Below are 25,584 nucleotides of genomic sequence, written 5' to 3'. Positions count from 1 at the left end.
AGATGAAAGATGTAATATCAGAAATATTAAAAAATAACCAGCTTAGCGTTACAGAAAACAGGCTTAAAATATTGGAGCTTTTTCAGAAAAACGGTAAAGCGCTTTCCCATGGCGATATTGAAAAAATGAGCGGCAAACATTTTGACCGTGTAACTATTTACCGCACACTTCAAACTTTTGTTGATAAAGGAATTATTCATACCATACCTACTGCAGATAATTCCATCATGTATGCTTTGTGCAAGGATACCTGCAGCGAAGGCCATCACCATGATGATCACGTACATTTTTTATGCGAGGAATGCGGCACCACTTATTGCCTGGATAATGTAACTATTCCCCAGGTAACTATTCCAAAAGGATTTTCCGTGCATCAAACCAATGTTTTGGTAAATGGTATTTGCAAAAACTGCAGGTAACCTTCTTACACAGCAATCGCTTCTTTATTATATTTATTCCTGTATTCAAGTGGCGATAAGCCTGTTATCTTTTTAAAGATTGTTCTGAAAGCTTTCGGGTCATTATAACCCACATTATACATTACTTCATTCACGTTTTTTCTGCTGCTTTCAAGGTTCTTTTTAGCGGCTTCAATTTTTACACGCTGAATATATTCAATAACAGTGTTTGACGTAGCTTTCTTAAACCTGCGTTCCATATTCCTCCTGCCCAAAGCAAACATGGAAGCAAGCTGGTCAACAGTTATTCTTTCTTCAAAATTGTTTTCAATAAACTCCTGCGCTTTTTTTATGGGCTCATCATCATGCGTTTTCTGGCCTTCAAAAATTATGAAAGGAGACTGGCTTATCCTGTCAATATCAATCATAAATTCTTTGGCGATAATTACGGCAATTTGGCGGCCTGCATATTTCTCAATAATATATACCAGCAGGTTTAAAAAAGAGTAAGCGCCGCCGCTTGTATAAATGCCACTGTCTTCTGTCATAATTTTATCATCCACCAGGTTTACCTCCGGGAACAGTTTTTTAAAATCATTGGCCGCTGTCCAGTGTGTAGCGCATTGCTTGCCATCAAGCAATCCTGTGCTTGCCAGGAAAAATGATGCAATGCAAAATGTGGCTATTTCTGCACCGCGCTCATATTGATCTTTTATCCAGGACACAAAGGCATCATTGTTTTGCATGACAGAATCAGGCTTGCCATGTATGGCCGGTATCATTATCAGGTCAGTCTTCTTTATATCGTCAATCAATACATCGGGCATAATTGTAAATAAACCACGCTGGCTTGCCTCTTTCGAAATGCCCACGAGCTGCACTTTAAATAAAGGCGGTTTGCCTTCACGTGCACGCAACGTGTTCACTTCGTTCATAATCTGGTGTGTGCCTTCAATATTCACTACGCTTGTATGCCCGTGTGGAATAAGAATTGATACATGTTTCATATTGTTGTGTTTTTCAATTGCTGCGCAATTTTTCTATGTTACAGGCTATTGTAATACTATTAAGCTTCCTTGCCTGAACTGCGTCCACGTAGGCAGGTTTGCGTCACTCCCTTCAACTGCACCTGGTTATGACGCCAGGTTATGGCCGCAATGCGCACAGCAAACATAAAAAATGTTTTTGTCGTAATCAACCCCTCACAAAGCCGTATATGCACCGCTCAAAAATTATTGGCACATTTTAAGTTTGTATTGTAAAATCAGCATAATAGAAAAATTGGAATTCTGTAAAAAGCTTGGTGTTGATGATGATACTGAAAAATTCAATAACAATTAAAAACTGATTTATGTTTAAACACACAAAGGCATTCAGCGGATTTTCTGCAAATGATATACAGAAAGCAAAGGAATTTTATGGCAATGTACTTGGGCTTGAAGTAACGGATGGCAAAATGGGCATATTAGAGCTGCATATTAAAGACAACAATCCAATTATTATTTATCCAAAGCCTAACCATGAGCCGGCCACCTTTACCATTTTAAATTTCCCGGTTGATGATATTGATAAAGCCGTGGATGCCCTCATTGAAAAAGGTATTGTATTCGAACAATATGGCGGCGATATTAAAACAGATGAAAAAGGTATAAGCAGGAATAATGGAGGGCCAAATATTGCCTGGTTTAAAGACCCGGCGGGTAATATACTTTCTGTGGTTGAAGTGAAATGATTTTTTAAAATAATGTGGTTTAGTAAAAGCTTTCAACAAACCGGGGCTGCTGCTTTGCAGCCCCAAAAACATTATATTATGACAAAAGAAAAAATAAATACTGAAGCATTATTCAGCAGTCTTGATGCAACAAGCAACGAATTAATGCAATTGGTGCAGAATGAAAAGGAAGAAACGCTCAACGCAGTTCCTTTCGCTAATAGCTGGACGGCAGCGCAGGTATTAATTCATATAACGAAGTCGAACCGGGCTATAGTGCAAGGCTTGCAAATGCACGGCTTGCCTGCTGAAAGAGACCCTGAACAAAATGCAGGTAATCTTAAAAAAATATTTCTTGATTTTACGGCAAAATATAATTCGCCCGATTTTACTATTCCTGAAGATGGCTATCATAACAAGGAACAAATAATGAGTGCGTTAAAACTATCAATCACGAATTTGCAAACCGGGCGCAATGAAACCGATCTTTCTGAAATTATTGACCTGCCTGTATTTGGTGAAATAACCAAGCTTGAATTACTGCACTTTGTATTATATCATACACAAAGGCATATCCGCCAGTTAAAAAACATACTTGGCACAATTAAAAACCTTTCCTGATAAAGTGTTTGACATAAACATGTTGGCTAAAAGCACGTAGTTCTGGCTATTAAGCTGAGACATAAAAACCGGGTTTTAGGTTTTTATTTATTTCAGTTTTAAATCGCTTACCAGCATTACATGATCGCTGAGGTTTTCATCAACCATATCAAATTGTTTTACCATAATGCTGGTATCGGGCAAAATATAATCAATGCGAAGCATGGGCGCTAATGTGCTGTAAGTTTTGCCAACGCCCGTGCCTGTTTTTAGAAAGGCATCGCTCCGGCGGTTCTTTACCCGGAAATAAGTGTAAGAAGTAGGCACATCATTAAAATCGCCGCAAATAACCGAGGAATACGTAACGGAATCTGTTTGCCGCCGCACAATATCAGCCTGCAGGCCGCGATTAGTAAAGGCGGCTTTCATCTTAATAAAAATATTTTTGGAAGCGTGTATAGCTTCATCATCGCGTTCTTTTATTTTATTCATCTCGGCATAATCAGCAGTATTAAATCCAAACGATTGGAGATGGGTTGTGAAAATGCGCAGCGTATCGTTGTTTATTTTGGCATCCACATAAATGAGGCTGCCGGCAAACTCGCCGGGAAAACCTGTTTTTCCTGAATCGATAAGCGGGTATTTTGAAAAAATGATTGAGCCCGAAGTATAAAAACCGTTTTCCTTATCATAGTCTTTTGAATAAAAATAATAAGGATACTTTTTGCTGAAGAGCCCAATGTTATCGGCATTTTCACCACGTGTAAAGGAATGATTAAATTCCTGCAAACAAATAATATCGGGCTGAAGATCGAGCACTGACTGGGCCAGTTCTGTGCGGTTATGTTGCTTGGTTTCCTGGTTTTTACTTAAGCCATACATATTAGCCACATTCCAGCTTATGAGGCGCACAGTGCTGTCGGGTTTAATGCTCAGATTGGACGGTGTAAAATTGGCCGCGAATGTTACGCTTATTTGTTTATAGCCAAGCAGTAAAATAAGCAGTGGCAATAATGATATTTTGGGCTTTGCAATAAGCCAGAAAAAGAAGGCAAACAATAATAAAAAAAACAGATAGGGAAATGTAAGCCCGAGAAAGCCAACCAGCCACCAGTGTTGCGGATTTAAAAACGGAACCAGCAGCGTTAGCACATACACCAGGCAAATTATTATAGTTATAACAAGGAAAATGTTTCTGATGATATGCCGTACAATATTTGCCATTAATTAAAATTAACGAATTGGCATAAATTTTATTTCCATTGCAGGTCGGTTATAACAGGATAATGATCGGAAATCTTTTTGCCGGAAACTGTACATTGCTCAATCTTAAACTGTTTATCAGTAAAAATATAATCTATACGCAACGTAGGCACAATTTTATAAAAAGTGCGGCCAATGCCTGAGCCTTTTTCAAGAAAAGCATCCTGGAAATTTCCTCTTAAATGATGATATGTGTAAGAAGTGGGCACTGAATTTACATCGCCGCAATAAATGGCAGGTATCTGTGTATTATCAATTTTATTGCGGATGATGTTCACTTCTTTTGCATGCAGCTTTTCTATATCGCGAAGCTTATATTGAATAGCCCTTTTACGGTGATAAGTTATTTCGTAAATATCCTGTTTTAACCGCGAAGTATCGTTGTATAACCTGAAAGATTCAAGGCGTGCTGTAAAAATCCTGAGAGGTTTATTATTGAGCTGAATATCCGTATAAATCATGTTTTGCTTTTCAGGATCGGTGGTAATAGTAACCCTGCCGCTATCAATAAAAGGTTTTTTTGAAAATATGGCGCAGCCATCCACCACCTTTACACCATTGTATAATCTGAAAAAGCCATCGTTTGAAAAAAAATGATAGTTATATCCCATGGCCTGCATTTCATCCTGTATGAAAGTATTGCTGTCATAATCTGTAATGATGTTCAGGAACTCCTGCATGCAAACAATATCAGGGTTATTATTTTTTACCACCTGCAAAATGCCGGACCATTTAACCGATTTTGGATTAGATGAAACGAAGCCCTGCACATTCCAGGTAAGTATTCTCAATGATGAATCTTTCTTTTGAATATTAAATGATGCAGGTGCATTAAATGCAACTGTTTTGAGAAGATTGGGCAAACCAAAAAATAAGGTTAGAAGCATAAAGCTTCCTAACTTCTTTCTTCGTACAAAGAAATTTGTAACAGCTAATATTATCACCGCTAAAAAGCAGTAAGGAAACCAGAGTGCAAACAATGGTATAAACGAAAAAGAGAACGGTGAAATATAAGCGCTGAAACAGGAAATAAGGAAAACCGCAGTTAATATAATACAGCCGCAGATCCATGCAAACCTTATAAGTTTTTTCATGAATTAATACCGGGACTAAAAATTTTCTTTGCTTGCTTTTTTTAAAAATTCCTTTTCTTCTTCGGTAAGAAGATGATAGCCCTCTTCGTTTATTTTGTCAAGAATTTCATCAAGTTTTTGCTGGCTGAAATGAGGGGTTTTTTCAAAAGGCTTTCGCGTTGCTTTATAGTAAAGCTGCCGGTGAGTGGTTTCAGCATATTTCTTTTCGGGGTTGAAAAGGTCATTGACCCAATTAGCCAGGTCTGTTATCCATTTGCCTATGTTTCTGCCGCGTTTCAACTGGTAAACAAAAAAGAAACCTGTAGCCCCGGCAACAATATGGCTTATGGCAACTGTTCCGCTGTGGCTTAATCCAATCGTGCCCAGGTCTATTGCCGCAAAAACCAATGTGAGTGCCCATAGAGGAATGCCTCCGTTAAGCATAGGCAGAATCCTGAATTTGGGAGAAAGCGTAGTTGTAGCAACAGCTATAGCCATTACCGATGTACCGGCGCCCATTATATAAATAGAAGCGGCATTTGCATGTATGGAAGGTATGAGATTAGCTGTGATAATAAAACTCAGGCCACCAAAAAAACCGCCATATAAATAAATTGGAAAGAGTTTATTATTGCCTGCCAGGTCCTGCAAAATATACCCGAAACACCAAAGCCATAATAAGCTGCTTATAAGATACCAGATGCTGTTATGCGCAAACATGTAAGTAACCAGCGTCCACGGGCGGGTGAGCAACTGGTAACCATCTACAGGCAGGGCAACCCAGCTATCAATACCTGCAGTATTGGTATTTTCTATGCCTGCGGTTAAATAAAAAATAACTTTCACTGCAAGTATGCCTGCAAAAAATAAAGAGTTAAGAATGATGAGCCAGGTAAGGGCATTGGTATCATCGCCTATTAAAATCTTTTTCTTTCTGTTTTGTTCTCTTACAGACATATCTTTTGCAAAATTGAATTAGAAAATATCAATAAAATGTTCGCCGGTTTGTCTTGTTCCAGAAATACACTAAAGCTAAACCAAAAATTGCGCCACCTAAATGTGCAAAGTGGGCCACATTATCGCCGGCGCTGTTTTGTAAAGCCATCATTAATTCAAACCCTGCATATATAATTACGAACCATTTTGCTTTTAGTGGCAGGAAAAAATAAATATATATATAGGTATTGGGAAATAAATAACCAAAAGCAGCCAGGCAGCCAAAAACGGCCCCGGAAGCGCCTAAAGTGGGTTCGTTCAAACGGGCCGTTACAAAACTATTGGCAACGATATATGCATTTTGAGCAATTGACCCGTCAGAAGTATTATTCCGCCATTCGTTTATAATGCTGGGAACCACGTTATTTCTAAAAACATCAGCTACATGGTGCTCGGCTACAAAGTTTTCAAAATTGCCAAAAGTGAAATTGCTTTTCAAAGCATTAAAATCATTCACCACAGAGCTGGTTTCAACATACAATACAATCATGTGCAGCAAAGCGGCGCCAAGCCCGCAAACAATATAAAATGTAAGAAACCTTTTTGGCCCCCAAAGATTTTCCAGCACAGAACCAAACATCCACAGGGCAAACATATTGGAAAGAATATGGGTAAAGCTGCCATGCATGAAAAGATGCGTTACAAACTGCCAGGGCTTAAACAGCGGGCTTTGCCAGGTATGAAGGGCAAACAGGTCGTTCATTAAATCCGGATTGCTGCCACTTTCCACCGTTTTCTGTATAAGAAATACCAGCACATTTATAATAATGAGGTTTTTAATTATTAACGGTAATATCTGGAAACCACCTGGCCTGAACTCTCTCATTCGATCAGTTTAATTAGTTCTTTAATTTTAATTGTATAACGTTTTCTATGTGATGCGTATGCGGAAACATATCAACCGGCTGTATTTTTTCAACAGCATATTTTTCCCCGAGCATTTGCAAATCCCTTGCCTGCGTTGCAGGATTGCAACTCACATATACAATGAGCGGCGCTTCAATCTGTAACAGCTTTTCCGAAAGCTTATTGTGCAACCCTGCCCGGGGCGGGTCAACAATAATAACATCAGGCTTGCCTTCTTTTTCAAAAAAATCATCTGTGCATATATCAATAACATCTCCTGTATAAAAAGATGTGTTTGCAATGTTGTTTAAAGCAGCATTTTCTTTTGCATCATTAATAGCTTCGCTGATAACCTCTACACCAATAATTTTTTTCGCCAGCCCGCTCACAAAGATACCAATGCTGCCGGTGCCGCAATATAAATCATACACCACTTCTTTACCCGATAATTCTGCAAAATTGCGGGCGATTGTGTACAGCTTTTCTCCCTGCTTTGTGTTGGTTTGAAAAAAAGATTTCGGGCTTATTTTAAATTGATAATCTTCCAGCTTTTCCACGATATAACCTTTACCATAAACCACCTGTGGTGTAAGATCGTAGATGCTGTCGTTACGCTTACCATTGATAGTGTACAGCAACGTAGTAACCTGCGGAAATTGCTGCTGTATAAAATCAAACAGCAACTGCATATTGGTTTCATGTTCATAAGCCAGCACAATATTCAGCATTATTTCACCGGTGGTAGCAATGCGCACCATCATATTCCTGAGCCAGCCTGCATGTTGCTTAAAATCGTAAAACGAAAAATTATGTTCACGGGCAAAAGCGGCAATGCCGTTTCTTAAAGCATTGGTGGGCTCTGCCTGCAGCCAGCATTTATGTATATCAACTACTTTATCAAACACACCTTTGGCATAAAAGCCTGCAACGTTGGTATTGGTAACGCTTTCAGTATCTTTTCCTTCATGCAGCATTTGCCTGAATTCGTTTTCTGGAATAAATTTTTTTGCCGAAAAAGAATATTCAAGTTTATTCCTGTAGAATTTAGTTTCTGTTGCGCCAACTATATTCTGCGTTTCAGGCAACTCAACTTTACCTATTCGCTTTAATACATCAAATACCTGTTGTTGTTTATATTCAAGCTGTTTTTCATAAGGCAGCATTTGCCACTGGCAACCACCACACACACCAAAATGTTCACAAAAAGGTGTAACCCTGTTGTCGGAGAGTTTTTTTATCCGGAGCGGAAAACCTTCAGCCCAATCTTTTTTGCTTTTGTATAATTGCACATCAACAATATCACCGGGCACTACGTTTTCAACAAAAACAACTTTGCCATCAATCCTTGCAATAGATTTTCCTTCTGCTGCATAATTTTCAATTAAAATATCTTCAAGTATTACTTTTTGTCTTCGTTTTCTCACGGCTGCAAAATAAATTCATTCAGTTTTGGAATAGCATAAATTAACATGTTATAATAAAGATTGGATATTTATAATTGCTAATGCGGTTAAAAAATATAGATGCGCTATAACAATTATTATCAATTGAGAGAAATTCTGCTCATTAAAATCTTAAAAATTTTTATGCCGCCGGTAGAGAAAGGAATGGAGTATGTATTATCAAACATGAAAATACATACTCCATTATTCTTATCCGTCCAGAGAAACTGCACTGATTATCAACCGGGAATATTTCTTTCTGCAGCTACTTTTAAGGGCGAACAAGGATGATTGTCTTCCCGGTGACCCGATTGGTAGAATTGAAAGTGGCAACGGCATCGTCCAGTGTAGATGTAGCGCCGATATTCGTTCTCAGGCGCCCCTCTTGCAACCGCTGTACGACTTCATTTAATTGAGCAGGATTCGCTTCTACAACAAAGTCAATTGTTGATCCGTTGGCAGGCCGGGCATCAGTTGGGCCTGTAACGGTTACCAATCTTCCCCCGGAACGGATCAGGCTTGCAGAGCGCTTCGCGATGTCACCGCCGAGGACATCGAAAACCAGGTCAACTTTTTCTATATTTTCCAGGTTATCATTGTCGAGATCAACAAACTCATGTGCGCCAAAACCGAGCGCCGTTTGGCGGTGGGCAGCTCGCCCGGTTCCGATAACACGGGCGCCGGCTTCACGTGCAAGCTGGACTGCCATGGACCCAACTATGCCCGCGGCACCATGTACGAGGACGGTCTGTCCCTCCTGGAGATGACCGTGATCAAACAGCCCCTGCCATGCGGTCAGGCCCGGCATCACGAGTGCGGCGCCGGCCGTGAAGTCAACGTCGTCCGGGAGCGGGGCGAGGTTGCGTGCCTCAACAGCTACATACTCCGCAAGTGTGCCGTTGCGATACCAGTCCGTAAGGCCAAACACCCGCTGTCCTACAGACAGCCCTGTTGTGCCATAACCGAGGTCGGTGACTACTCCGGCCAGTTCGTGACCGGGAATTGACGGCGTCCTGTCGTGACCAGCCCGATCAACCCAGGTTGAGGGCCACGACAACTCATCTCCTGTGATGCCCGACGCATAAACCTGGACAACGACATCGTTTATGGCAGCCTGTGGCCGGGGTAGCTCTGTCAGTTTCATTCCTGCTTTTCCTGTAGACTGGTCGGTTACAACGATCGCTTTCATAATACACCCCCTTTTTCGTTCAACAGCGGATATTTACTTAATAAAACGATGTTGCATTTGTTTTTCAGCATGATTTCAATATTTAAAGTAGTAATAATGATTTCCCAAACCGGGTTATAAAATTAAATTTTAATTTGTTTACCATAATGGGGCGATTTTATCAGGGGGGCCGGTTATGATCGAAAAGCTTCTTGAATTTCGCTTAAAAAAGGAGAGAAGCACAGAACCTATACCTGAAATTAGAACCTGAGATTACCCGGCTGATCTGCATAGCATTTTAAAGCGAGGACAGGATTCGAAAACCCTCTGTACTCAATCATTTTTCAATCTCTTATAAGTATCTATCAGCAATACTCAGCGAATTACTCACTGAGTATTTTTATGAAGAACTAACTACGATAAAAGCAACATAAACAAACTTATTTTCAGGCAGATGAATGAGGCATCATTAGGCAATTTTAAAACTTTAGTACTGCAGGCTACTTAAATAAATCTATTAGCTGGTTAAAATTTAATGCGGAAACGGTTCCGTAAATAAACAAAGGGTGCAATGTTTTAAATAATGATAAAAGAAAGATATTGCTTCCCTGATTTGTTATTGATGAATGGCAACTTTTTAAAAGTATAATAATAAACCTACTTGCTTAATGAAACGAATTGCCCTCTGTTTACTGCACCTGACTTTCCTTGCACTCTGTTTAACATCGTTGAAAGCTCAGGATGTATTGCAATATGTGCAGCCTTTATCTGGAACAGCGCCTTCTACTACAGTCGCGGCAAAAAAACATTCTGCCGCAGGTTCAGAGCAAAAAGCCAATACCATACCGGCTGTAGGCAGGCCCTTTGGCATGACACAATGGGTGGCACAAACAAACCCCACAGAAACAAAATGCCTTCCACCTTATTACTATAATGATACAGCCATCAGCGGGTTTCGCGCCACACACTGGATCAGCGGTTCCTGCATGCAGGATTTTGGAAGTTTTACCATTACGCCTGTCGTTGGAAAACTAAAGACTGATATAAAACAATATGCCATTCCTTTTTCGCATGAGAATGAGTTGTCAACGCCATATTATTATAAGCTGAACACCAAACCTGTTACTACTGAAATTACTTCCACATTACGGTGCGCCATTATACGGTTCACTATGTTACAAGATGATAGTTTGTATGTATTGGTTATACCAAATAGCGATTATGGTGAAGGCTCACTGCAGGTTAATCCGCTGAGCGGAGAAATAGAAGCCGGTAATCCTGCGCATCGCATTTACCAGGGTTGGGGCCAGCCTGCCGGGTTCAGTGGCTGGTGTTATCTTAAAGTTGAGAAAGAAATCAGCAGCAGCGGAACTTTTAACGGCACAGAAATTTACACTTCAAATATTATCAGTAAAAAGAAAAATATAGGTGGATACGCAGGTTTTTATCTAAAGAAAGGCGAGCACCTGGATATATACATGGGAACTTCCTTTAGCAGTGCGGAAGGGGCCCGTTTAAACCTGCAAACGGAGATAGGGAAAAAGCATTTTAATGATATTAAAGAGGAAGCCAGGCAAGAATGGCAAAAAGCACTTTCTGCCATTGAAGTAAAAACCGCAGATGAAAGATCAAAGCGGATTTTTTATACGGCAATGTATCATGCAATGCAGATTCCCAGGTTGTATAATGATGTGGACGGAATGTATCCCGTTTTTGCACACAGCTATCAGTTCAATAAGTTGAAGAAAGGTGATTATTATGACGATTTTTCAATGTGGGATATTTACCGTGCACAGTTGCCACTATTTGAAATACTTAAGCCTGGCCTTATCAACAACCTGGTTCAAAGTATTATTTTAAAAGGGCAGGAAGGTGGATGGATGCCCATCTTTCCCTGCTGGAATAATTATACTTCTGAAATGGTAGGCGATCACACCAGCGCCTTTATAGCGTCTGCCTTTAATAAAAATATCCGCGGGTACGATGTTAGCGAGGCTTATCGCCTGCTACGTCAAAATGCTTTTGAAGTTCCGGACAGGGAAGCATATATAGATGGTAAAGGAAGGCGGGCTTTACCTTCCTATTTAAAATATGGCTATATACCTATGGAAGACAGCGTGCCAGATGCATTTCATAAAAAAGAACAGGTGAGTCGGACATTGGAGTACGCGTATGATGATTATGCATTAAGCATTATGGCAAAGGCATTGGATAAAACTGCTGACTATAATGATTTACATAAGCGGTCTTTTAACTATAAAAATGTGTTTTACAAAGAGGCTGGCATTGTGCGTGGACGTTATGCAGGCGGTGCGTGGGCAGAGAGTTTTAACCCTGATGTGAGGGAAAAATATATAACAGAAGGCACCCCCAGGCAATATACTTTTTATGTGCCGCATGATGTGCATGGCCTGGCTCAATTAATGGGCGGGCGCAAGGCACTGGAAAATGCGCTGGATAGCCTTTTTATAAAAGACGAATATTGGCACGGCAATGAACCCGGGCATCAGATTCCATTCATGTATAATTACACATCATCACCCTGGAAAACACAACAAATAGTAAGGGAAATTCTGAACAGGGAATATAATGACGGCCCCGGCGGTTTAAGCGGTAATGATGATGCAGGACAGATTAGCGCATGGTACATATTTGCAGCTATAGGTTTTTATCCAGTTGATCCGGTATCCGGAAATTATGTGTTGTGCTCACCTTTATTTGATACAATTCGCATAAACATGCCTGAACAAAAAACATTTGAAATTATTTGTCACAAAAAAAACAGCACAGATCAATACATTCACCGCATAACTTTTAATGGAAAAAAATATGCGGAAAATTATATTCGCTATAGTGATCTTATCAAAGGAGGGAAGTTCGAAATCTGGTTGCAGGCTGAACCCGCTTCCTGGGGCGCAGATATGCAAAGCCAGCCACCATCTGTAACAAGATAAATTAATCTCTGCTAAAACATTAACTCAGTGGAATAGCGCCATCAATAGCTTTAATTTAAAGAGAAAATTTATGTACAAAATGCAACAAACCATGCGGTGGTTTGGGCCTGCCGACCCGGTATCTTTATCTGATATAAAACAGGCAGGGTGTTCCGGTATTGTTACCGCACTTCATAATATACCCAATGGTGAAACCTGGGGTATGGAAGCTATTAAGACAAGAAAGAAAATGATAGAACAGGCCGGCCTTAATTGGCCTGTGGTTGAAAGTGTGCCGGTGCACGAAGCTATCAAAACACAACAGGGAAATTTTAAGGGTTATATTGATAATTATAAACAAACCTTAAAGCATCTTAGTGCTTGCGGTATCAGGATAGTTACATACAATTTTATGCCGGTTTTAGACTGGACGAGAACAGATCTTGCCTATAAAATGGAAGATGGTTCTAAGGCTTTGCGCTTTGAAAAAGCAGCTTTTATAGCTTTTGATGTTTTTATGCTGAAGCGGAAAAATGCAGAAAAAGAATACACAAAGCGGGAGTTGGAAACCGCTTATAAGCGGTTTGCTGTAATGACAAATGAAGAAAAGCAACTGCTGCAACGAAATATAATTGCAGGCCTGCCGGGAAGCGAAGAAAGTTTTACGCTGCAGCAGTTTCAGAAAGCATTAAATGCTTACGCACATATCAATGCAGATAAACTTCGCGATAACCTGGTTTACTTTTTAAAAGAGATAATTCCGGTTGCAGACGATTGTAATGTAAAAATGGTAATTCACCCGGATGATCCTCCATTCTCAATATTAGGATTACCAAGAATTGTAAGCACTGCTGCAGATGTGCAGGCATTGTTTGATGCAGTTCCTTCTTTAAGCAATGGATTGTGTTTTTGTACGGGTTCTTTCGGCGTTAGGGCTGACAATGATCTTCCTGCCATGTTACAACAATTTGCTGATCGTGTATACTTTATTCACCTGCGCAACACGATGCGGAATAGCAACGGCGATTTTTATGAAGCAAACCATTTGGAAGGAGATACGGACATGTGCAGCATTATAAAAACTTTAAAGGCTATAATGAATAAAAGAAAAGCTGCGATCCCCATGCGGCCCGATCATGGGCATCAGATGCTGGACGATCTTAACAAAACAACCAACCCTGGCTATTCTGCAATAGGCAGGTTAAGAGGATTGGCCGAATTGCGGGGGCTGGAAACAGGAATTTTATATTCATAGCAACGCTGAAATATCTAAATACCATTCGGTCGCTTTGGCGTTTTATCTTCTATTTATAGAATTTAATTCACCTGCCCTGCTTTGAGTGCCTGGCGCTTTTGTATACCCAGGTTTTTATTTGCGAAAACGTTTGCGAACTTTTATAACATATAGCAAGTCATAACTATGTATTTTACATATATTGCGTGGGTCTTTTTGCTTGTTATATGAATATCAAAATTCTAGCTGAACAATTAAATTTATCCATTAGTACCGTATCGAGGGCTTTGCGTGACAGCTATGAAATAAGTGAACCCACAAAAGCCCGGGTAAGGGCAATGGCGAAACAGCTAAACTATCGCATTAATCCTTATGCCAGCAGTTTGCGCCGGCATCGCAGCAAAACAATCGCCGTTTTAATTCCTGAAATCACGAATAATTTTTTTTCACAGGTAATTAATGGTATTGAATATATAGCCCAGGAAAAAAACTATCATATTTTAATTTATATCACACACGAAGATGTGCGCAAAGAAATTGAATTTGCGCATCACTTGCATAATGGAAGGGTAGATGGGGTACTGATGTCTGTTTCGGCTGAAACAAACAATTATGATCACCTGAACGAATTAATGGAAAGTGGTGTTCCTATCGTTTTTTTTGACAGGATTTGTGAATCAATTGAAACGAGCAGTATTATTACCGATGATTTTGAGAGTGGCTTTGCGGCTACGGAGCATTTGTTCCAGTGTGGCTGCAGGCGCATTGGTTTTTTTGGCCTTTTTGAACATTTATCTATTTCGCGCAAAAGATATGAAGGTTATTTAGCTGCCCTTAAAAAATATGGGATAAATAAGGATGATGATTTGATAGTGCGATCTGGTAACGATATAGCTGCAAACGAAGCCGCCATTACTAAAGTGCTTACTTCTGCAAACAAACCAGATGGTGCCTTCGCATCAATTGAAAAAATGGCGATTGCCAGCTACAACGTTTGTAAAAGGCTTGATATTGATATTCCGTCGCAGCTCAAACTAATAAGCTTTTCCAACCTTGAAATATCTACTTTATTAAACCCAAGCCTTACAACTATTACACAGCCCGCTTATGAAATTGGGAAGCAGGCAGCTATGCAGCTGTTTCGCTATTTAGAAAAAAAACTGTACATGAACAGGCATGAGAAAATTGTATTGAAGTCTTCGCTTATTCCCAGGCAGAGCACAAAAAAAACGCATAGTGCATAGGTTTTTAAAGGTTCAAAAAATATATAGGCATATACAGAAAACCTAACTGGCTGTTGTGCATTGTGCCCAGCGAGCGATTAAACAATACTCGAAAAAAATAAGCTTATAACTTATTAATAATCAAATTTTAATAAAGCATTGCTTCTCCGCATGAATCAATATTTTTTTAATTACTTATGAAAACGTTTTCGTAAATAAAAAGCGTTCAACCTTGCTGCATATTATTTTTTTCTGCCAATTTCAACCCTGAAAACAAGATTGCTCATTTCAAAGATTTCTTTCGGGAAAGTATTGATTGCTATTAGTAATAACAGATTGTTTATTCCGGATACGGTATATATAGTTTACCAGAAATTATTTCACTTAGATAAGCATACTTATACACTTTATTAAGACCAGAATTTTATGACTGTAAAAAATGAATTTTCATTGGAGGGAAAAGTTATAGTAGTAACCGGGGGCACCGGCATTATAGGTAAATCTTTTATCACAGCTATCTCAGACGCCGGCGGAACTGTTGGCATACTGGGAAGAAACAGGAAGGTTGCCGAACAACGGTCCAGCGAAATAAATTTAAACGGCGGCAGGGCGCTGGCGTTGTGTGCAGATGTAACCAACAAAAATGAGCTTATTAATGCCAGAAAGCAAATGCTTAATATGTATGGAAAAATAGATGGCCTGGTAAATGCGGCAGGCGGAAACATTCCTGAAGCTGTTACTGAATATGGCGATGATATTTTCAATCTTAATGTAGAAGGGTTAAAAAAAGTAATGGATACAAACCTGTGGGGAACAATATTGCCTACACAGGTATTTGGAGATGCCATTGCAAGAAATGGCAGCGGAAGTATTGTAAATATCTCTTCGATGTCAGCTAAAAAAGTAATCAGTAAAATACTTGGCTATAGCCTTGCCAAGGCTTCGGTAGAATGTTTTACCCAATGGTTTGCACTGGAATTGAGCAGGCGGTATAAAGATTTGATTAGAATTAATGCAATTGTACCCGGATTTTTCTTAACTGAACAAAACAAAACATTACTCACCAATACGGATGGCTCCCTTACAGACAGGGGGCATTCAATTCTTAAACAAACACCCTTTGGAAGATTTGGCGATCCTGATGAACTTAAGGGAACACTTATTTGGCTGTTAAGCGATTCCTCAAAATTTATTACAGGTACTACAGTTAATGTTGACGGAGGATTTGTGGTGAATAGCGGTGTTTAAGAAAATAAATAGCGGTCTTGCAGATTTAGCCATATGTATGCTTAATTCTATAAATATATCTTCTAACTAAACAACGATTTTACAACTAACTATCACTAAAACTGATGATTATGAAACAAAAACTAGTGCTTCTAATCCTGTCGTTTGGCTTTGTGATAACAGCCCTGGCACAACAGCGCCAGATAACAGGAACGGTGCTCGACAGTGCAACAAATAAAGGGCTTGCCGGGGCATCAATAATGATAAAAAACAGTAAAAAAGGGGTGGCAACCGATGCCAGCGGAAAGTTTGCCATTGCAGTGCCTGCAAATAATGAGAACGTTATACTGGTGGTAAGCAATGCAGGATATAACCAGCAGGAGATAGAAGTAGGGGCACAAAATGTTCTTACAATAGTTATGACACCCGATTTAAAACAGTTAAGTGATGTTGTTGTGATTGGCTATGGAGCCGTAAAGAAAAAAGACCTCACGGGTGCGGTTGCTTCTATTAAATCAGAAGATATTGTACGGTCAAATCCTACCAATGCTGAAAAAGCCATGCAGGGCCAGTTTGCAGGTGTTAACATTACAAAAGCCAGCAATTTGCCCGGCCAGGCATTTTCAATGGATATAAGGGGAGAAAACACTATTACAGGTGTAACAGAACCATTGGTTGTAATAGACGGGGTAATGGGCGGCAGAATTGAAGATATCAACCCCGCCGATATCCAATCTATCGATATCCTTAAAGATGCTTCTTCCACTGCTATCTATGGGTCGAGGGGAGCTAATGGTGTTGTTATCATAACATCCAAAAAAGGCTCCAGCGGCAAAGCTAAGTTTACGGTTGATGCTTATTTCGGACAAAAAACACCTGCACATTTGCCGGATTTCCAAACAGCCCAGCAATTCTATCAAAGCCAGTACACAGATGTTATATTAAACAATGGAACGCCCGCTACTTTTTCATCAAATGAACTGGAAATGATAAACAGTGATAAAACCACTGACTGGGTTGATGAAATTACCCGCACCGGCATTCAAACAGGTACAACCGCAGCGGTATCAGGAGGTTTTGGCGGAACAACCTACCGGTTTTCAGGCGGCTTTCTGCAGGAAGATGGCACGATTAAACATACCTCTTACAAACGCTATAGTTTAAACGGTTCTGTTGACAGTAGAATAAACAGCTTTATACGTGTAGGATTTACTGCTTTTATTAATTACAGCGAAAACCCAAGAAGTTCACTGGAAGCTTTGCGTTCTGCTTATCGTGCAAGGCCCACAGGGGTGGTTTATTACGATGATCTTGTAAATCCAAGCGATGGATACGATGAAGCACAGGGGCCATGGAATGGCTATGCTGTATGGATGGGAATAAAAGATAACCAGGTTATGAGCCCGGTTGTTGAGGTAGATCCGGGAAATGCCAGGTATTTGGTTAAGGCCGCCAACCAGATGGGCAATGCTTATGCTGAGATTACTTTATTAAAAGGTTTAAGCTTTAAGTCTTCTATATCTGCTTCAAATATTGATACGCGTACCGGCGATTACAGGGGTACTTATACAAAAGACAGGGCCGGTTCTAAATTGCCAAGGGCCAATTATTCCGATGCCGGCATAACCAGCTGGACTTTCGATAATCAGCTTACTTATAATTATTCAAGCGGCAAAAGCAAGATTAATGCAACTGCTTTGCAAAGCGCATTTAAAACAAAAACAGAGAATTATGCTATATCTGTTCAAAACCTTCCTTTTGCATCGCTGTGGCACAATCTCGGCAGCGCAGGCCTTTCCAATATAACTGCATTAAGCAGTGATTATGTTCAAAACACATTGCAGTCGTATATGGGAAGAATCAATTATACGTATGATGATAAGTATATAGTAACCTTAACCGGCCGTGGTGATGGTGCTTCTCAATTGGCTAATGGCAACAAATGGGCTTTCTTCCCATCCGGCGCTTTTGCATGGCGCGTTATTGATGAAAACTTCATGGCAAATTCGAAAGTGTTTTCTGATCTGAAATTGCGGTTAACGTATGGCCAGGTAGGCAATTCCAATGTTTCGCCTTACAGCACACAGGCGCAAATTTTAAATACGGTTTACAGTTACGACCAGCTGGCCGGAAATGCTTTTGCACCAGGCACTTTAGGCAACAAAGACCTTAAATGGGAAAGAAGTGAAGAAGTAAACCTCGGCCTTGATATGGGCTTCTTTAATAACCGTTTAACTGCTACTGTTGAGCTTTATAAAAAGAATACAAAAGACCTGATTTTAGAACAAAACCTCCCCACTTCTACAGGCTTTGAAGTTGTAACGGCCAATGTGGGTAAAATATCCAATAAAGGCATAGAAGTATTGTTGAACTCAACCAACATCAGGAGCAAAGATTTCTCCTGGAGAACTACAATTAATTTCTCAAAAAATATCAACAGGATTGAAGCGCTTGCCAATGGTGTAGATGCTATAATCGGCAACAGCCTGTTTGTTGGAGAGTCTGTTAAGTCTTATTACGATTATAAGTTTACAGGCATCTGGCAAATTGCTGATAGCAGTAAAGCCGCATCTTACAGCCAGTTGCCCGGCCAGGTAAAGGTGATTGATAAAAACGGCGATGGCGTTATTTCCTCTTCAACAGATAAAGACGACCGCATGGTACTGGGCTCGCAATTGCCTAATTACACCATTGGTATGACGAACTATTTCACGTATAAAAATTTCGACCTGTCATTCTTTATGTATTACAGGAACGGAACCATGTTTATGAATGGTTTGTTTGGCGGCGGCACAATGGCTGATTATACTAACAACAGGTATAACCACATAGTGCTAAATTACTGGACAAGAAATAACCCTACAAACGATATGTATGGCGTTGGCGTATCACAACCCTATAAAAATGCCATAGCCTATCAAATAGCAAACTTCCTGCGGGTTTCCGATATTACTGTTGGATATACCATGCCCGGCGTAAAGCTTAAAAAGTATAGCATGGATAAGTTCAGGGTTTATTTGCAGGTTACCAACCCGTTTATATTCACAAAATATAAAGGGATGGATCCGGAATATAACAGTAATACTTATGTGGACGATGTGCCGAATATGGTTTACACATTAGGCCTCAGCATAGGTTTTTAATCGAATACCAAACATCATTTTAAAACAAATAATTATGAACGTATTTAAAAATATAAAAGCCGCTTATCCCGTAAGCATTTTGCTTCTATTGCTTATAGCAGGTTGTAAAAAAAGTTTCCTCGACGAATACAACCCATCTAATCAAACTGCTGATAATTACTATGTTGATGGACCGGGGTTTGAAAGCCTGGTTACTTCCTGTTATCCTTTATTAAGAGATATTACCCAGCAAAGAATGCTTGCGCTCGCCGGCACAGATGTTTTTGCCGTTAATAACTGGGGCGCGGTTTATTATAAGCAGCCAAACCCATCAGGCAGCCCTTACGATCAATATGATATACGGTTAAATGCTTCCCTCGCTGAAGTGCAAACGCTTTGGGATTTATTGTACAGGGAAATAAACAGGTGTAACACGGCTGTAACAAGGGCTCCGAATATTACAGGCATTTCGGATTCTTTGCGCAATAAAAGAGTAGCGGAAGCCAAATTTCTAAGGGCTTTAAGCTACTTCTGGGCGGTTCAGCAATGGGGCGATATTCCAATGCCGTTAGACGAAACAACAACAGCCAATGTTGAAGTAGTAAAAGTGCCGGCAAAAGATGTGTACAGCCAGATTATATCAGATCTTACTGAATGCATCAGCACACTGCCTGCCACACAATCTGAAACGGGCCGGGCCACAAAAGGCGCTGCACAGTTCCTGCTGGCAAGGGTGTACCTTACCCGTGGCTGGAACTATAATAATTCATTAGGCGGTTCCGATGCCGATTTTACAAGTGCATTAAAACTTTGCGACGATATTATTGCATCAGGTTTATATCCGCTGGAGTCAGACTGGAATAATTTATGGCCTTTGCATAATATCAATCCCAACCAGGAAACAGCTTCAGCATCTTCTTCCGTAAGCGCCGCCAACCAGAGCAAAGAAGTGATTTTTGCCGTACAATATGCAAACGCTTCGGCTTATTACGGCGATCCAAGCGCCGGAACAACCTTGGTGGGCAATAATATGCATTCTGAAATTTCAGACGGTCCCAGCATAGTAGCCCAATTAACCAGAACAAGCGCTTACAACAGGTTTAATCCCATGGTCAGGTGCACCTGGGCAGCTTACCGGCTCTTCGATCCAAAACTGGATGCACGCTATAATGGCACATTCAACAGTGTTTGTTATGCTACCACAAATGGCAGCGTTTCACTTGCTACCAATAATCCCAATCCCCAAAATATAACGCTTACTTATAATGCAGGCGATACAACGGCTGTGGCCAGGCCATGGAACGATCCCGTAACCAATGTTGCAGAAAGAGGCGTGGATATTCCCGGCGGTACAAAACATTATTCGGTAATTAATGCGAATGAATATATGGGGCTTGGCTATGTTGGCGGCAACCCTGTAATCAACACACTGGCCTGGGGTGCGCCCATGTTCTGGAAATTCTGGCAGCCGGGTATTGATTATGGCGACGGTTATTCTACCTTCAACGATCCTTTATTCCGTTCTGCAGAAGTGTACCTGATGGCTGCCGAAGCCATTGTAAAAGGCGCCACCGGCGCAAAGCTGGGAACGGCTGATGTGTATTATAATAAAGTATTAGACCGTGCGCTTGGCGCCAATGCAGGACAATCGCCGGAATGTGCGGTTAACCCCGGAAATGTAGATGATCTTGCTGCGGTTTCTTACCGCGCTACGCCCGGCAATATTACCATAGATATGATTTTGGATGAAAGGGCAAGGGAACTGCTTGGCGAAGGCGACCAGAGATGGTATGATCTTAAACGCACAAACTCGCTTGTTTCAAGGGCTACAAAATATAACCCCTGGACTGCGTTTGGTTTAAATGGCAGCCCGGTAATTGACGAGCATGTTTACCTGCGGCCAATTCCGCAGGGCGAACTGGATAACTCCAACCCGTCGGTTGAGCAAAACCCGGGATACTAAAATTTAAAAAGCGTTGTGTGTTCTTTTGAATACACAACGCTTTGCCCACATTCAATTAATACCAAAAAATATTATTTAAGCTGAAACAGGCAATGCGGTTGCAGGTGCTGCAACAAAGTAATCCCATCTATAATTGTATGAAGAAAGCTGTATTTTTTGTAATAGTGCTGTTTTGTTTAAGTGCTCAGTTTGCTTATGCACAACAGCTCAGTTATGTAGAAAGGTTTGACAATGAAAACCATCCCGAAATCGGATACTGGTTTATTTCGCCCGACCTGCTGCAAAATGATGAATACCTTAAAAACCTCGATACCATAGCCAGGGAATGCCCTTACACATTATTGTTCCTGACAGAAAGGGCAGGCGCCAGTTTTTATGATTATGATGTAATGCACCCGGTTTTTAAAAAGCTGGTGGCAAAAGCGCATGAATATGGTTTAAAGGTAGGGCTGCAGCTTTGGGGCAATTATAAGGATAAGCAAATAGAAGGCTCGCAAAGAATGATTGTTGGTGAAGAAATTCAGCTTGATGATGCCGGCAACGCAAGCTATGCGGCCAGTGCAAAATATATCCGTTTTCCCGACAGGTTGCTTAAAACAGATTTGTTTAAAGTGTATGCTTTTAAAAAAACAGCAGATGGTTTTTATGACCCTTCAACATTAAAAGATATTACACAATACTGCACGGCTATGCTGCCTGCCAAAGACAGCGCCGTTATAAAAATAAATGCGGGCACTGCTTCAAAAGGGCTTACCGCTTATGTAATGGTGCAGGAATATTGCAGCCAGAGCAGTATGTGGGATGATGTTGAAATAAACGGTTTTGCAGAAGCTATGAAAACCTACAGCGATGTGCCTTTTGACGGCTTTGCTATGGATGAATACGGCAACAAGTTTGTAGAGCGTTCGGTAGAACGTGGCCCTGATTTTATTTTTCGCGGCCAGTGGTATTCCAATGCTATGGCAGATGCCTACAAAAAACAAAATGGCCAGCCATTGGATATGGTGCTTTTCAATACCCGTTATGCGCCCCAGGGCAAGCTGGAAGTGCGGATGAAGGCCATAAATTATTATATGGATTTTATGCGCCAGGGCCCTTTGCGCGTGCAGGCTGCAACCTATCAAAAAGCAAGGGAAATTATTGGTAAGGATATTTTTATCGGTATTCACGATACTTATCATAACAGCCTTGTAAACGATGAAATATGGGCTAACGGTATTGCGTGGTGGAGGCAGCCACTGGTATATGGCCAAACAGATGAAAAAACATCGTTGCCCGTGCGCATGGGCGTAGCCATGGCGCATTATAAAAATGTAATGTATAACCAGTATTATGATAAAGTGTTTCCGCCGGTGCAGGAAAAGGCATTGTTCGACCTGCGGTATGGTGTGCGAACACATTACCATGCACTGCACGATAAGCGGCCTAACCGCTTCGACCTGCAAATGCCCGTTGCAATTGATGGCATTAATAAAGTGGAACGTTGCAGCCGTCTTCTCAACAAATTCAACCCTTCGCTGCCCGATATAAAATTGCTGGTTGTATTTGGTATGGAAGCATTGCAAAACTGGTATCCTGATTTCAGTAAAAGGGGCACCTATGATATAAATGATAAATTGGGCATTGATGAGAAAGCTATTGAGCTATGGAATGCCGGTTATTTGAATGCACTCGTACCTTCAGATTTAATTACAACCGGCCAACTGAAAATTAATGAAGACGGCAAGCCGGTATTGAACGGGCATACTTTCGATGCTATACTTTATCTTAATCCACAGTACGCAAAAGAAGCGCAGTTAAATTTTCTTGAAACGTATGAAAACAAAGGTGGCAAGCTGATGATAGAAGGCAGCGCCGATCACGATTTTAATACAAATAATATTACGGAAAGATTTAAAACTATCTATAATAAAGCCACTGTAAAAGGATATTCTGTGGAAGGTATTGGAAAGCTTGGTTTATTAAAGAACAGGCTGGAAGATGGCGCTAAAAATGCCGATGGCTCTTACGTGTTTACCAATCTTGCTTCTATAAGAACAGATAGTATTGCTTCTTTTTCTGTAAACATCAGCGGGGATGTATATGCAGGCCAATACAAAGGGCTCGCAATAATTGATGCTGATAAAAAAAGCGGTTTAAAAAAGTTTGCCGCTGCAGGTTTTGTGCAGTTGGTTAAAAATGGCAAAACCTTACTTCAATTGAATGAACCAGCAGATGTGTTTATAACCAGTAAAAATGGCCAATATTTTATTACCCTTGCCGATGCATCTAAAAAAATAACGCCATTAATAAACAACCTGTAGCATGCGTACTTTCATCAGCTAACCAGACCTCAACAGTTTCGGTAAAGTTTGCAACGCCATGAAAAGAAAGATAAATGCATTAAGAATAATGCTGCTTGTTGTTGCCTGCACATTGTGGTGTGCGGTTGGCAGCGCTCAAAATAATATAGCCAGGCTTGATGCGCTGGATATTAAATCTTTCTCCGAAGGCATTCCGGGCATTGTAACCAAAACCAATGCAGGCGGCGGCCCGCTTAAAATTGGCGGCCATTATTTTTCCAGTGGCATCGGAACAAATGGCGTTAGCGTTCTTCCATTCCTGCTTGATGGCGATGCTATTAGTTTTACTGCAGGTGTTGGGCCCGATGATGAAGCCAACCCATTATCAACATATAAGTTTTATGTTATTGGCGATAAAAAAATATTGTTTGAAAGCAAGGATATGAAAGTTGGTGACCAGCCTGAAAAAATACAGGTTAACCTTTCCGGTATTCAGCGCCTGGGATTATTAGTGATGGTAGATGCTGCCAATCTTTCCAGGTCTTATTCCGACTGGGTGGATGCTGCATTTGTAATGAAACCGGGCTATATGCCGGAGCATATTCCCAATACCGGTGAGAAATATATACTTACCCCAGCTTCTTCTGCATTGCCAAAAATAAATTCGGCAAAAGTGTTTGGCGCAACTGCGGGCAACCCGTTTTTATTTGCAGTAGCGGCAACAGGCGTGCGGCCTATGTATTTTACTGCAAGCAACTTACCCCAGGGTTTGAATATTGATAGCGCCACCGGCATTATTAGCGGAAAGGTTAATAACAAGGGCATTTACCCGGTTGTGCTTAAAGCAAAAAACAAATGGGGTGAAACAACGAATATTCTGAAAATAAAAATTGGCGATACCATTGCCCTTACGCCGCCAATTGGCTGGAACGGATGGAACTCATGGGCAAGGGAGATTGATAAAGATAAAGTGCTGGCTTCTGCCCATGCCATGGTGAGTAAGGGCCTGCACAATCACGGATGGACGTACATAAATATAGATGATGCCTGGCAGGGCCGGCGGGAGGGAAGCGATAAAGCGCTTCAGCCCAATGAAAAATTTCCCGGCTTTAAGGATATGGCAGATTCTATACACGCACTTGGTTTAAAGCTGGGCGTATATTCTACGCCGTGGATAACAAGTTATGCGGGATATGCCGGCGGCTCTTCAAATTTTGAAGATGGAAGTTACCCTGATTCAGTAAGGGATAATAAAAGGCAATACCGTTACACAGGCAAATACCGGTTTGAAAATGCTGATGCCCGGCAAATGGCGGCCTGGGGCGTTGATTATTTAAAATACGACTGGCGCATTGATGTGCAGTCTGCGCAAAGAATGCAGGAAGCATTGAGAAAATCAGGAAGGGATATTGTATTCAGCATATCAAATTCAGCGCCATTTGACAGCGCGGCCACCTGGAAAAAAACAGCGAATGTATGGCGCACCGGCCCCGACATACGCGATAGCTGGACCAGTCTTTATTATTCAGCTTTTTTGCTGGATAAATGGGCGCCCTATGCAGGCCCCGGCCATTGGAATGATGCAGATATGCTTATTGTGGGCAATGTAACCACAGGTTCCAAAATGCACCCTACGAGATTAACGCCCGATGAGCAATACAGCCATGTCAGCATATTTAGCCTGCTTAATTTACCCCTGCTTATTGGTTGTCCCATAGACCAGCTTGATGCCTTTACTTTAAACCTGCTTACCAACGATGAGGTGATAGAGATTGACCAGGATCCCCTGGGTAAGCCTGCGCGGTTAATAATTGAAGACAAAGGCGTACAGGTTTGGGTGAAGCCGATGGAAGACGGTTCTTATGCTGTTGGCTTATTTAACCTTGCTGGTTTTGGCAAAACCCCGCAATCTTTTTTCCGTTGGGGCGATGAAAAACCTGTATCGTACCAATTTGATTTTTCCAAAGCGGGCCTTCTCGGCAAATGGAAGCTGAGGAATGTGTGGAAGCAACAAGATATGGGGATATTCAGCAACCAATTTAAAACAGTTATACCGCATCATGGCGTGGTGCTGTTGAGAATGTATAAAGCCGGATAATTAAA

General features: G+C 40.9%; 18 protein-coding genes. 11 read left to right on the top strand and 7 right to left on the bottom strand.

Annotation, left to right across the window (positions count from 1 at the left end; all coding sequences use genetic code 11):
* Positions 1-2 precede the first annotated feature (2 nt).
* Complete coding sequence (locus BM015_RS15785; protein WP_090660645.1) at positions 3-419, top strand: Fur family transcriptional regulator; 417 nt, start codon at positions 3-5, stop codon at positions 417-419.
* A 5-nt stretch (positions 420-424) separates the two neighbouring features.
* Here BM015_RS15785 and BM015_RS15780 read toward each other — a convergent pair whose 3' ends face one another.
* The gene (locus tag BM015_RS15780) at positions 425-1,405 is read right to left on the bottom strand and encodes a GlxA family transcriptional regulator (RefSeq protein WP_090660642.1); all 981 of its coding nucleotides are present in this window, start codon (positions 1,403-1,405) and stop codon (positions 425-427) included.
* A 344-nt stretch (positions 1,406-1,749) separates the two neighbouring features.
* Here BM015_RS15780 and BM015_RS15775 point away from each other — a divergent pair, with 344 nt between their 5' ends.
* Complete coding sequence (locus tag BM015_RS15775) at positions 1,750-2,130, top strand: VOC family protein (RefSeq protein ID WP_090660639.1); 381 nt, start codon at positions 1,750-1,752, stop codon at positions 2,128-2,130.
* Positions 2,131-2,208: 78 nt separating this feature from the next.
* A complete protein-coding gene (locus tag BM015_RS15770) occupies positions 2,209-2,730 on the top strand; it encodes a DinB family protein (RefSeq protein WP_177191934.1) in 522 nt (173 codons plus the stop codon).
* Between the two features lie 87 nt (positions 2,731-2,817).
* Here BM015_RS15770 and BM015_RS15765 read toward each other — a convergent pair whose 3' ends face one another.
* The 6 genes from BM015_RS15765 to BM015_RS15740 form a co-directional block, all read right to left on the bottom strand.
* Positions 2,818-3,933: an endonuclease/exonuclease/phosphatase family protein gene (locus BM015_RS15765; RefSeq protein ID WP_090660633.1), complete on the bottom strand. Its 1,116-nt coding sequence runs from the start codon at positions 3,931-3,933 to the stop codon at positions 2,818-2,820.
* Between the two features lie 29 nt (positions 3,934-3,962).
* Positions 3,963-4,859 (bottom strand): endonuclease/exonuclease/phosphatase family protein, encoded by an 897-nt coding sequence (locus BM015_RS15760; RefSeq protein ID WP_177191933.1) that lies wholly within the window; start codon positions 4,857-4,859, stop codon positions 3,963-3,965.
* A 222-nt stretch (positions 4,860-5,081) separates the two neighbouring features.
* The gene (locus BM015_RS15755) at positions 5,082-6,002 is read right to left on the bottom strand and encodes a rhomboid family intramembrane serine protease (protein WP_090660626.1); all 921 of its coding nucleotides are present in this window, start codon (positions 6,000-6,002) and stop codon (positions 5,082-5,084) included.
* A gap of 28 nt (positions 6,003-6,030) precedes the next feature.
* Positions 6,031-6,867, bottom strand: a complete 837-nt coding sequence (locus BM015_RS15750) for a rhomboid family intramembrane serine protease (RefSeq protein ID WP_090660623.1) — start codon at positions 6,865-6,867, stop codon at positions 6,031-6,033.
* A 13-nt stretch (positions 6,868-6,880) separates the two neighbouring features.
* Positions 6,881-8,311: a 23S rRNA (uracil(1939)-C(5))-methyltransferase RlmD gene (rlmD, locus tag BM015_RS15745; protein WP_090660619.1), complete on the bottom strand. Its 1,431-nt coding sequence runs from the start codon at positions 8,309-8,311 to the stop codon at positions 6,881-6,883.
* 289 nt (positions 8,312-8,600) lie between these two features.
* Positions 8,601-9,518, bottom strand: a complete 918-nt coding sequence (locus tag BM015_RS15740) for an NADP-dependent oxidoreductase (protein WP_090660616.1) — start codon at positions 9,516-9,518, stop codon at positions 8,601-8,603.
* A gap of 647 nt (positions 9,519-10,165) precedes the next feature.
* Between BM015_RS15740 and BM015_RS15735 the strand changes: the two genes are divergently transcribed.
* The 8 genes from BM015_RS15735 to BM015_RS15700 all read left to right on the top strand — a co-directional run bounded on the left by BM015_RS15735 (position 10,166) and on the right by BM015_RS15700 (position 25,579).
* Positions 10,166-12,451, top strand: a complete 2,286-nt coding sequence (locus BM015_RS15735; RefSeq protein WP_090660613.1) for a GH92 family glycosyl hydrolase — start codon at positions 10,166-10,168, stop codon at positions 12,449-12,451.
* Positions 12,452-12,521: 70 nt separating this feature from the next.
* A complete protein-coding gene (uxuA, locus tag BM015_RS15730) occupies positions 12,522-13,685 on the top strand; it encodes a mannonate dehydratase (RefSeq protein ID WP_090660610.1) in 1,164 nt (387 codons plus the stop codon).
* 206 nt (positions 13,686-13,891) lie between these two features.
* Positions 13,892-14,908, top strand: coding sequence for a LacI family DNA-binding transcriptional regulator (locus tag BM015_RS15725; protein WP_090660607.1), 1,017 nt, complete (start codon positions 13,892-13,894; stop codon positions 14,906-14,908).
* A gap of 405 nt (positions 14,909-15,313) precedes the next feature.
* Complete coding sequence (locus BM015_RS15720) at positions 15,314-16,135, top strand: SDR family oxidoreductase (protein ID WP_090660604.1); 822 nt, start codon at positions 15,314-15,316, stop codon at positions 16,133-16,135.
* A 110-nt stretch (positions 16,136-16,245) separates the two neighbouring features.
* On the top strand, positions 16,246-19,257 hold the full coding sequence (locus BM015_RS15715; protein WP_177191932.1) for a SusC/RagA family TonB-linked outer membrane protein: 3,012 nt from the start codon (positions 16,246-16,248) through the stop codon (positions 19,255-19,257).
* A 34-nt stretch (positions 19,258-19,291) separates the two neighbouring features.
* Positions 19,292-21,199 carry a RagB/SusD family nutrient uptake outer membrane protein gene (locus BM015_RS15710; RefSeq protein WP_090660599.1) on the top strand — a complete coding sequence of 636 codons (1,908 nt, stop codon included), beginning with the start codon at positions 19,292-19,294 and terminating at the stop codon, positions 21,197-21,199.
* Positions 21,200-21,336: 137 nt separating this feature from the next.
* Positions 21,337-23,502, top strand: a complete 2,166-nt coding sequence (locus tag BM015_RS15705) for a hypothetical protein (RefSeq protein WP_090660596.1) — start codon at positions 21,337-21,339, stop codon at positions 23,500-23,502.
* 58 nt (positions 23,503-23,560) lie between these two features.
* Entirely contained in the window at positions 23,561-25,579 is a 2,019-nt protein-coding gene (locus BM015_RS15700; RefSeq protein ID WP_218148513.1) for an NPCBM/NEW2 domain-containing protein, read from the top strand.
* Positions 25,580-25,584: the final 5 nt, after the last annotated feature.

Source organism: Parafilimonas terrae (genome assembly GCF_900115755.1).
In the GTDB taxonomy this organism is placed as follows: Bacteria; Bacteroidota; Bacteroidia; order Chitinophagales; family Chitinophagaceae; genus Parafilimonas; species Parafilimonas terrae.
This window is presented reverse-complemented; position numbering and strand designations above follow the sequence as displayed.

What these genes read in the sequence shown, in the direction of transcription:
- BM015_RS15785 (WP_090660645.1), top strand. Translation starts at nt 3, where the DNA reads ATGAAAGATGTAATATCAGAAATATTAAAAAATAACCAGCTTAGCGTT.
- BM015_RS15780 (WP_090660642.1), bottom strand. Translation starts at nt 1,405, where the DNA reads ATGAAACATGTATCAATTCTTATTCCACACGGGCATACAAGCGTAGTG.
- BM015_RS15775 (WP_090660639.1), top strand. Translation starts at nt 1,750, where the DNA reads ATGTTTAAACACACAAAGGCATTCAGCGGATTTTCTGCAAATGATATA.
- BM015_RS15770 (WP_177191934.1), top strand. Translation starts at nt 2,209, where the DNA reads ATGACAAAAGAAAAAATAAATACTGAAGCATTATTCAGCAGTCTTGAT.
- BM015_RS15765 (WP_090660633.1), bottom strand. Translation starts at nt 3,933, where the DNA reads ATGGCAAATATTGTACGGCATATCATCAGAAACATTTTCCTTGTTATA.
- BM015_RS15760 (WP_177191933.1), bottom strand. Translation starts at nt 4,859, where the DNA reads ATGCTTCTAACCTTATTTTTTGGTTTGCCCAATCTTCTCAAAACAGTT.
- BM015_RS15755 (WP_090660626.1), bottom strand. Translation starts at nt 6,002, where the DNA reads ATGTCTGTAAGAGAACAAAACAGAAAGAAAAAGATTTTAATAGGCGAT.
- BM015_RS15750 (WP_090660623.1), bottom strand. Translation starts at nt 6,867, where the DNA reads ATGAGAGAGTTCAGGCCAGGTGGTTTCCAGATATTACCGTTAATAATT.
- BM015_RS15740 (WP_090660616.1), bottom strand. Translation starts at nt 9,518, where the DNA reads ATGAAAGCGATCGTTGTAACCGACCAGTCTACAGGAAAAGCAGGAATG.
- BM015_RS15735 (WP_090660613.1), top strand. Translation starts at nt 10,166, where the DNA reads ATGAAACGAATTGCCCTCTGTTTACTGCACCTGACTTTCCTTGCACTC.
- uxuA (WP_090660610.1), top strand. Translation starts at nt 12,522, where the DNA reads ATGTACAAAATGCAACAAACCATGCGGTGGTTTGGGCCTGCCGACCCG.
- BM015_RS15725 (WP_090660607.1), top strand. Translation starts at nt 13,892, where the DNA reads ATGAATATCAAAATTCTAGCTGAACAATTAAATTTATCCATTAGTACC.
- BM015_RS15720 (WP_090660604.1), top strand. Translation starts at nt 15,314, where the DNA reads ATGACTGTAAAAAATGAATTTTCATTGGAGGGAAAAGTTATAGTAGTA.
- BM015_RS15715 (WP_177191932.1), top strand. Translation starts at nt 16,246, where the DNA reads ATGAAACAAAAACTAGTGCTTCTAATCCTGTCGTTTGGCTTTGTGATA.
- BM015_RS15710 (WP_090660599.1), top strand. Translation starts at nt 19,292, where the DNA reads ATGAACGTATTTAAAAATATAAAAGCCGCTTATCCCGTAAGCATTTTG.
- BM015_RS15705 (WP_090660596.1), top strand. Translation starts at nt 21,337, where the DNA reads ATGAAGAAAGCTGTATTTTTTGTAATAGTGCTGTTTTGTTTAAGTGCT.
- BM015_RS15700 (WP_218148513.1), top strand. Translation starts at nt 23,561, where the DNA reads ATGAAAAGAAAGATAAATGCATTAAGAATAATGCTGCTTGTTGTTGCC.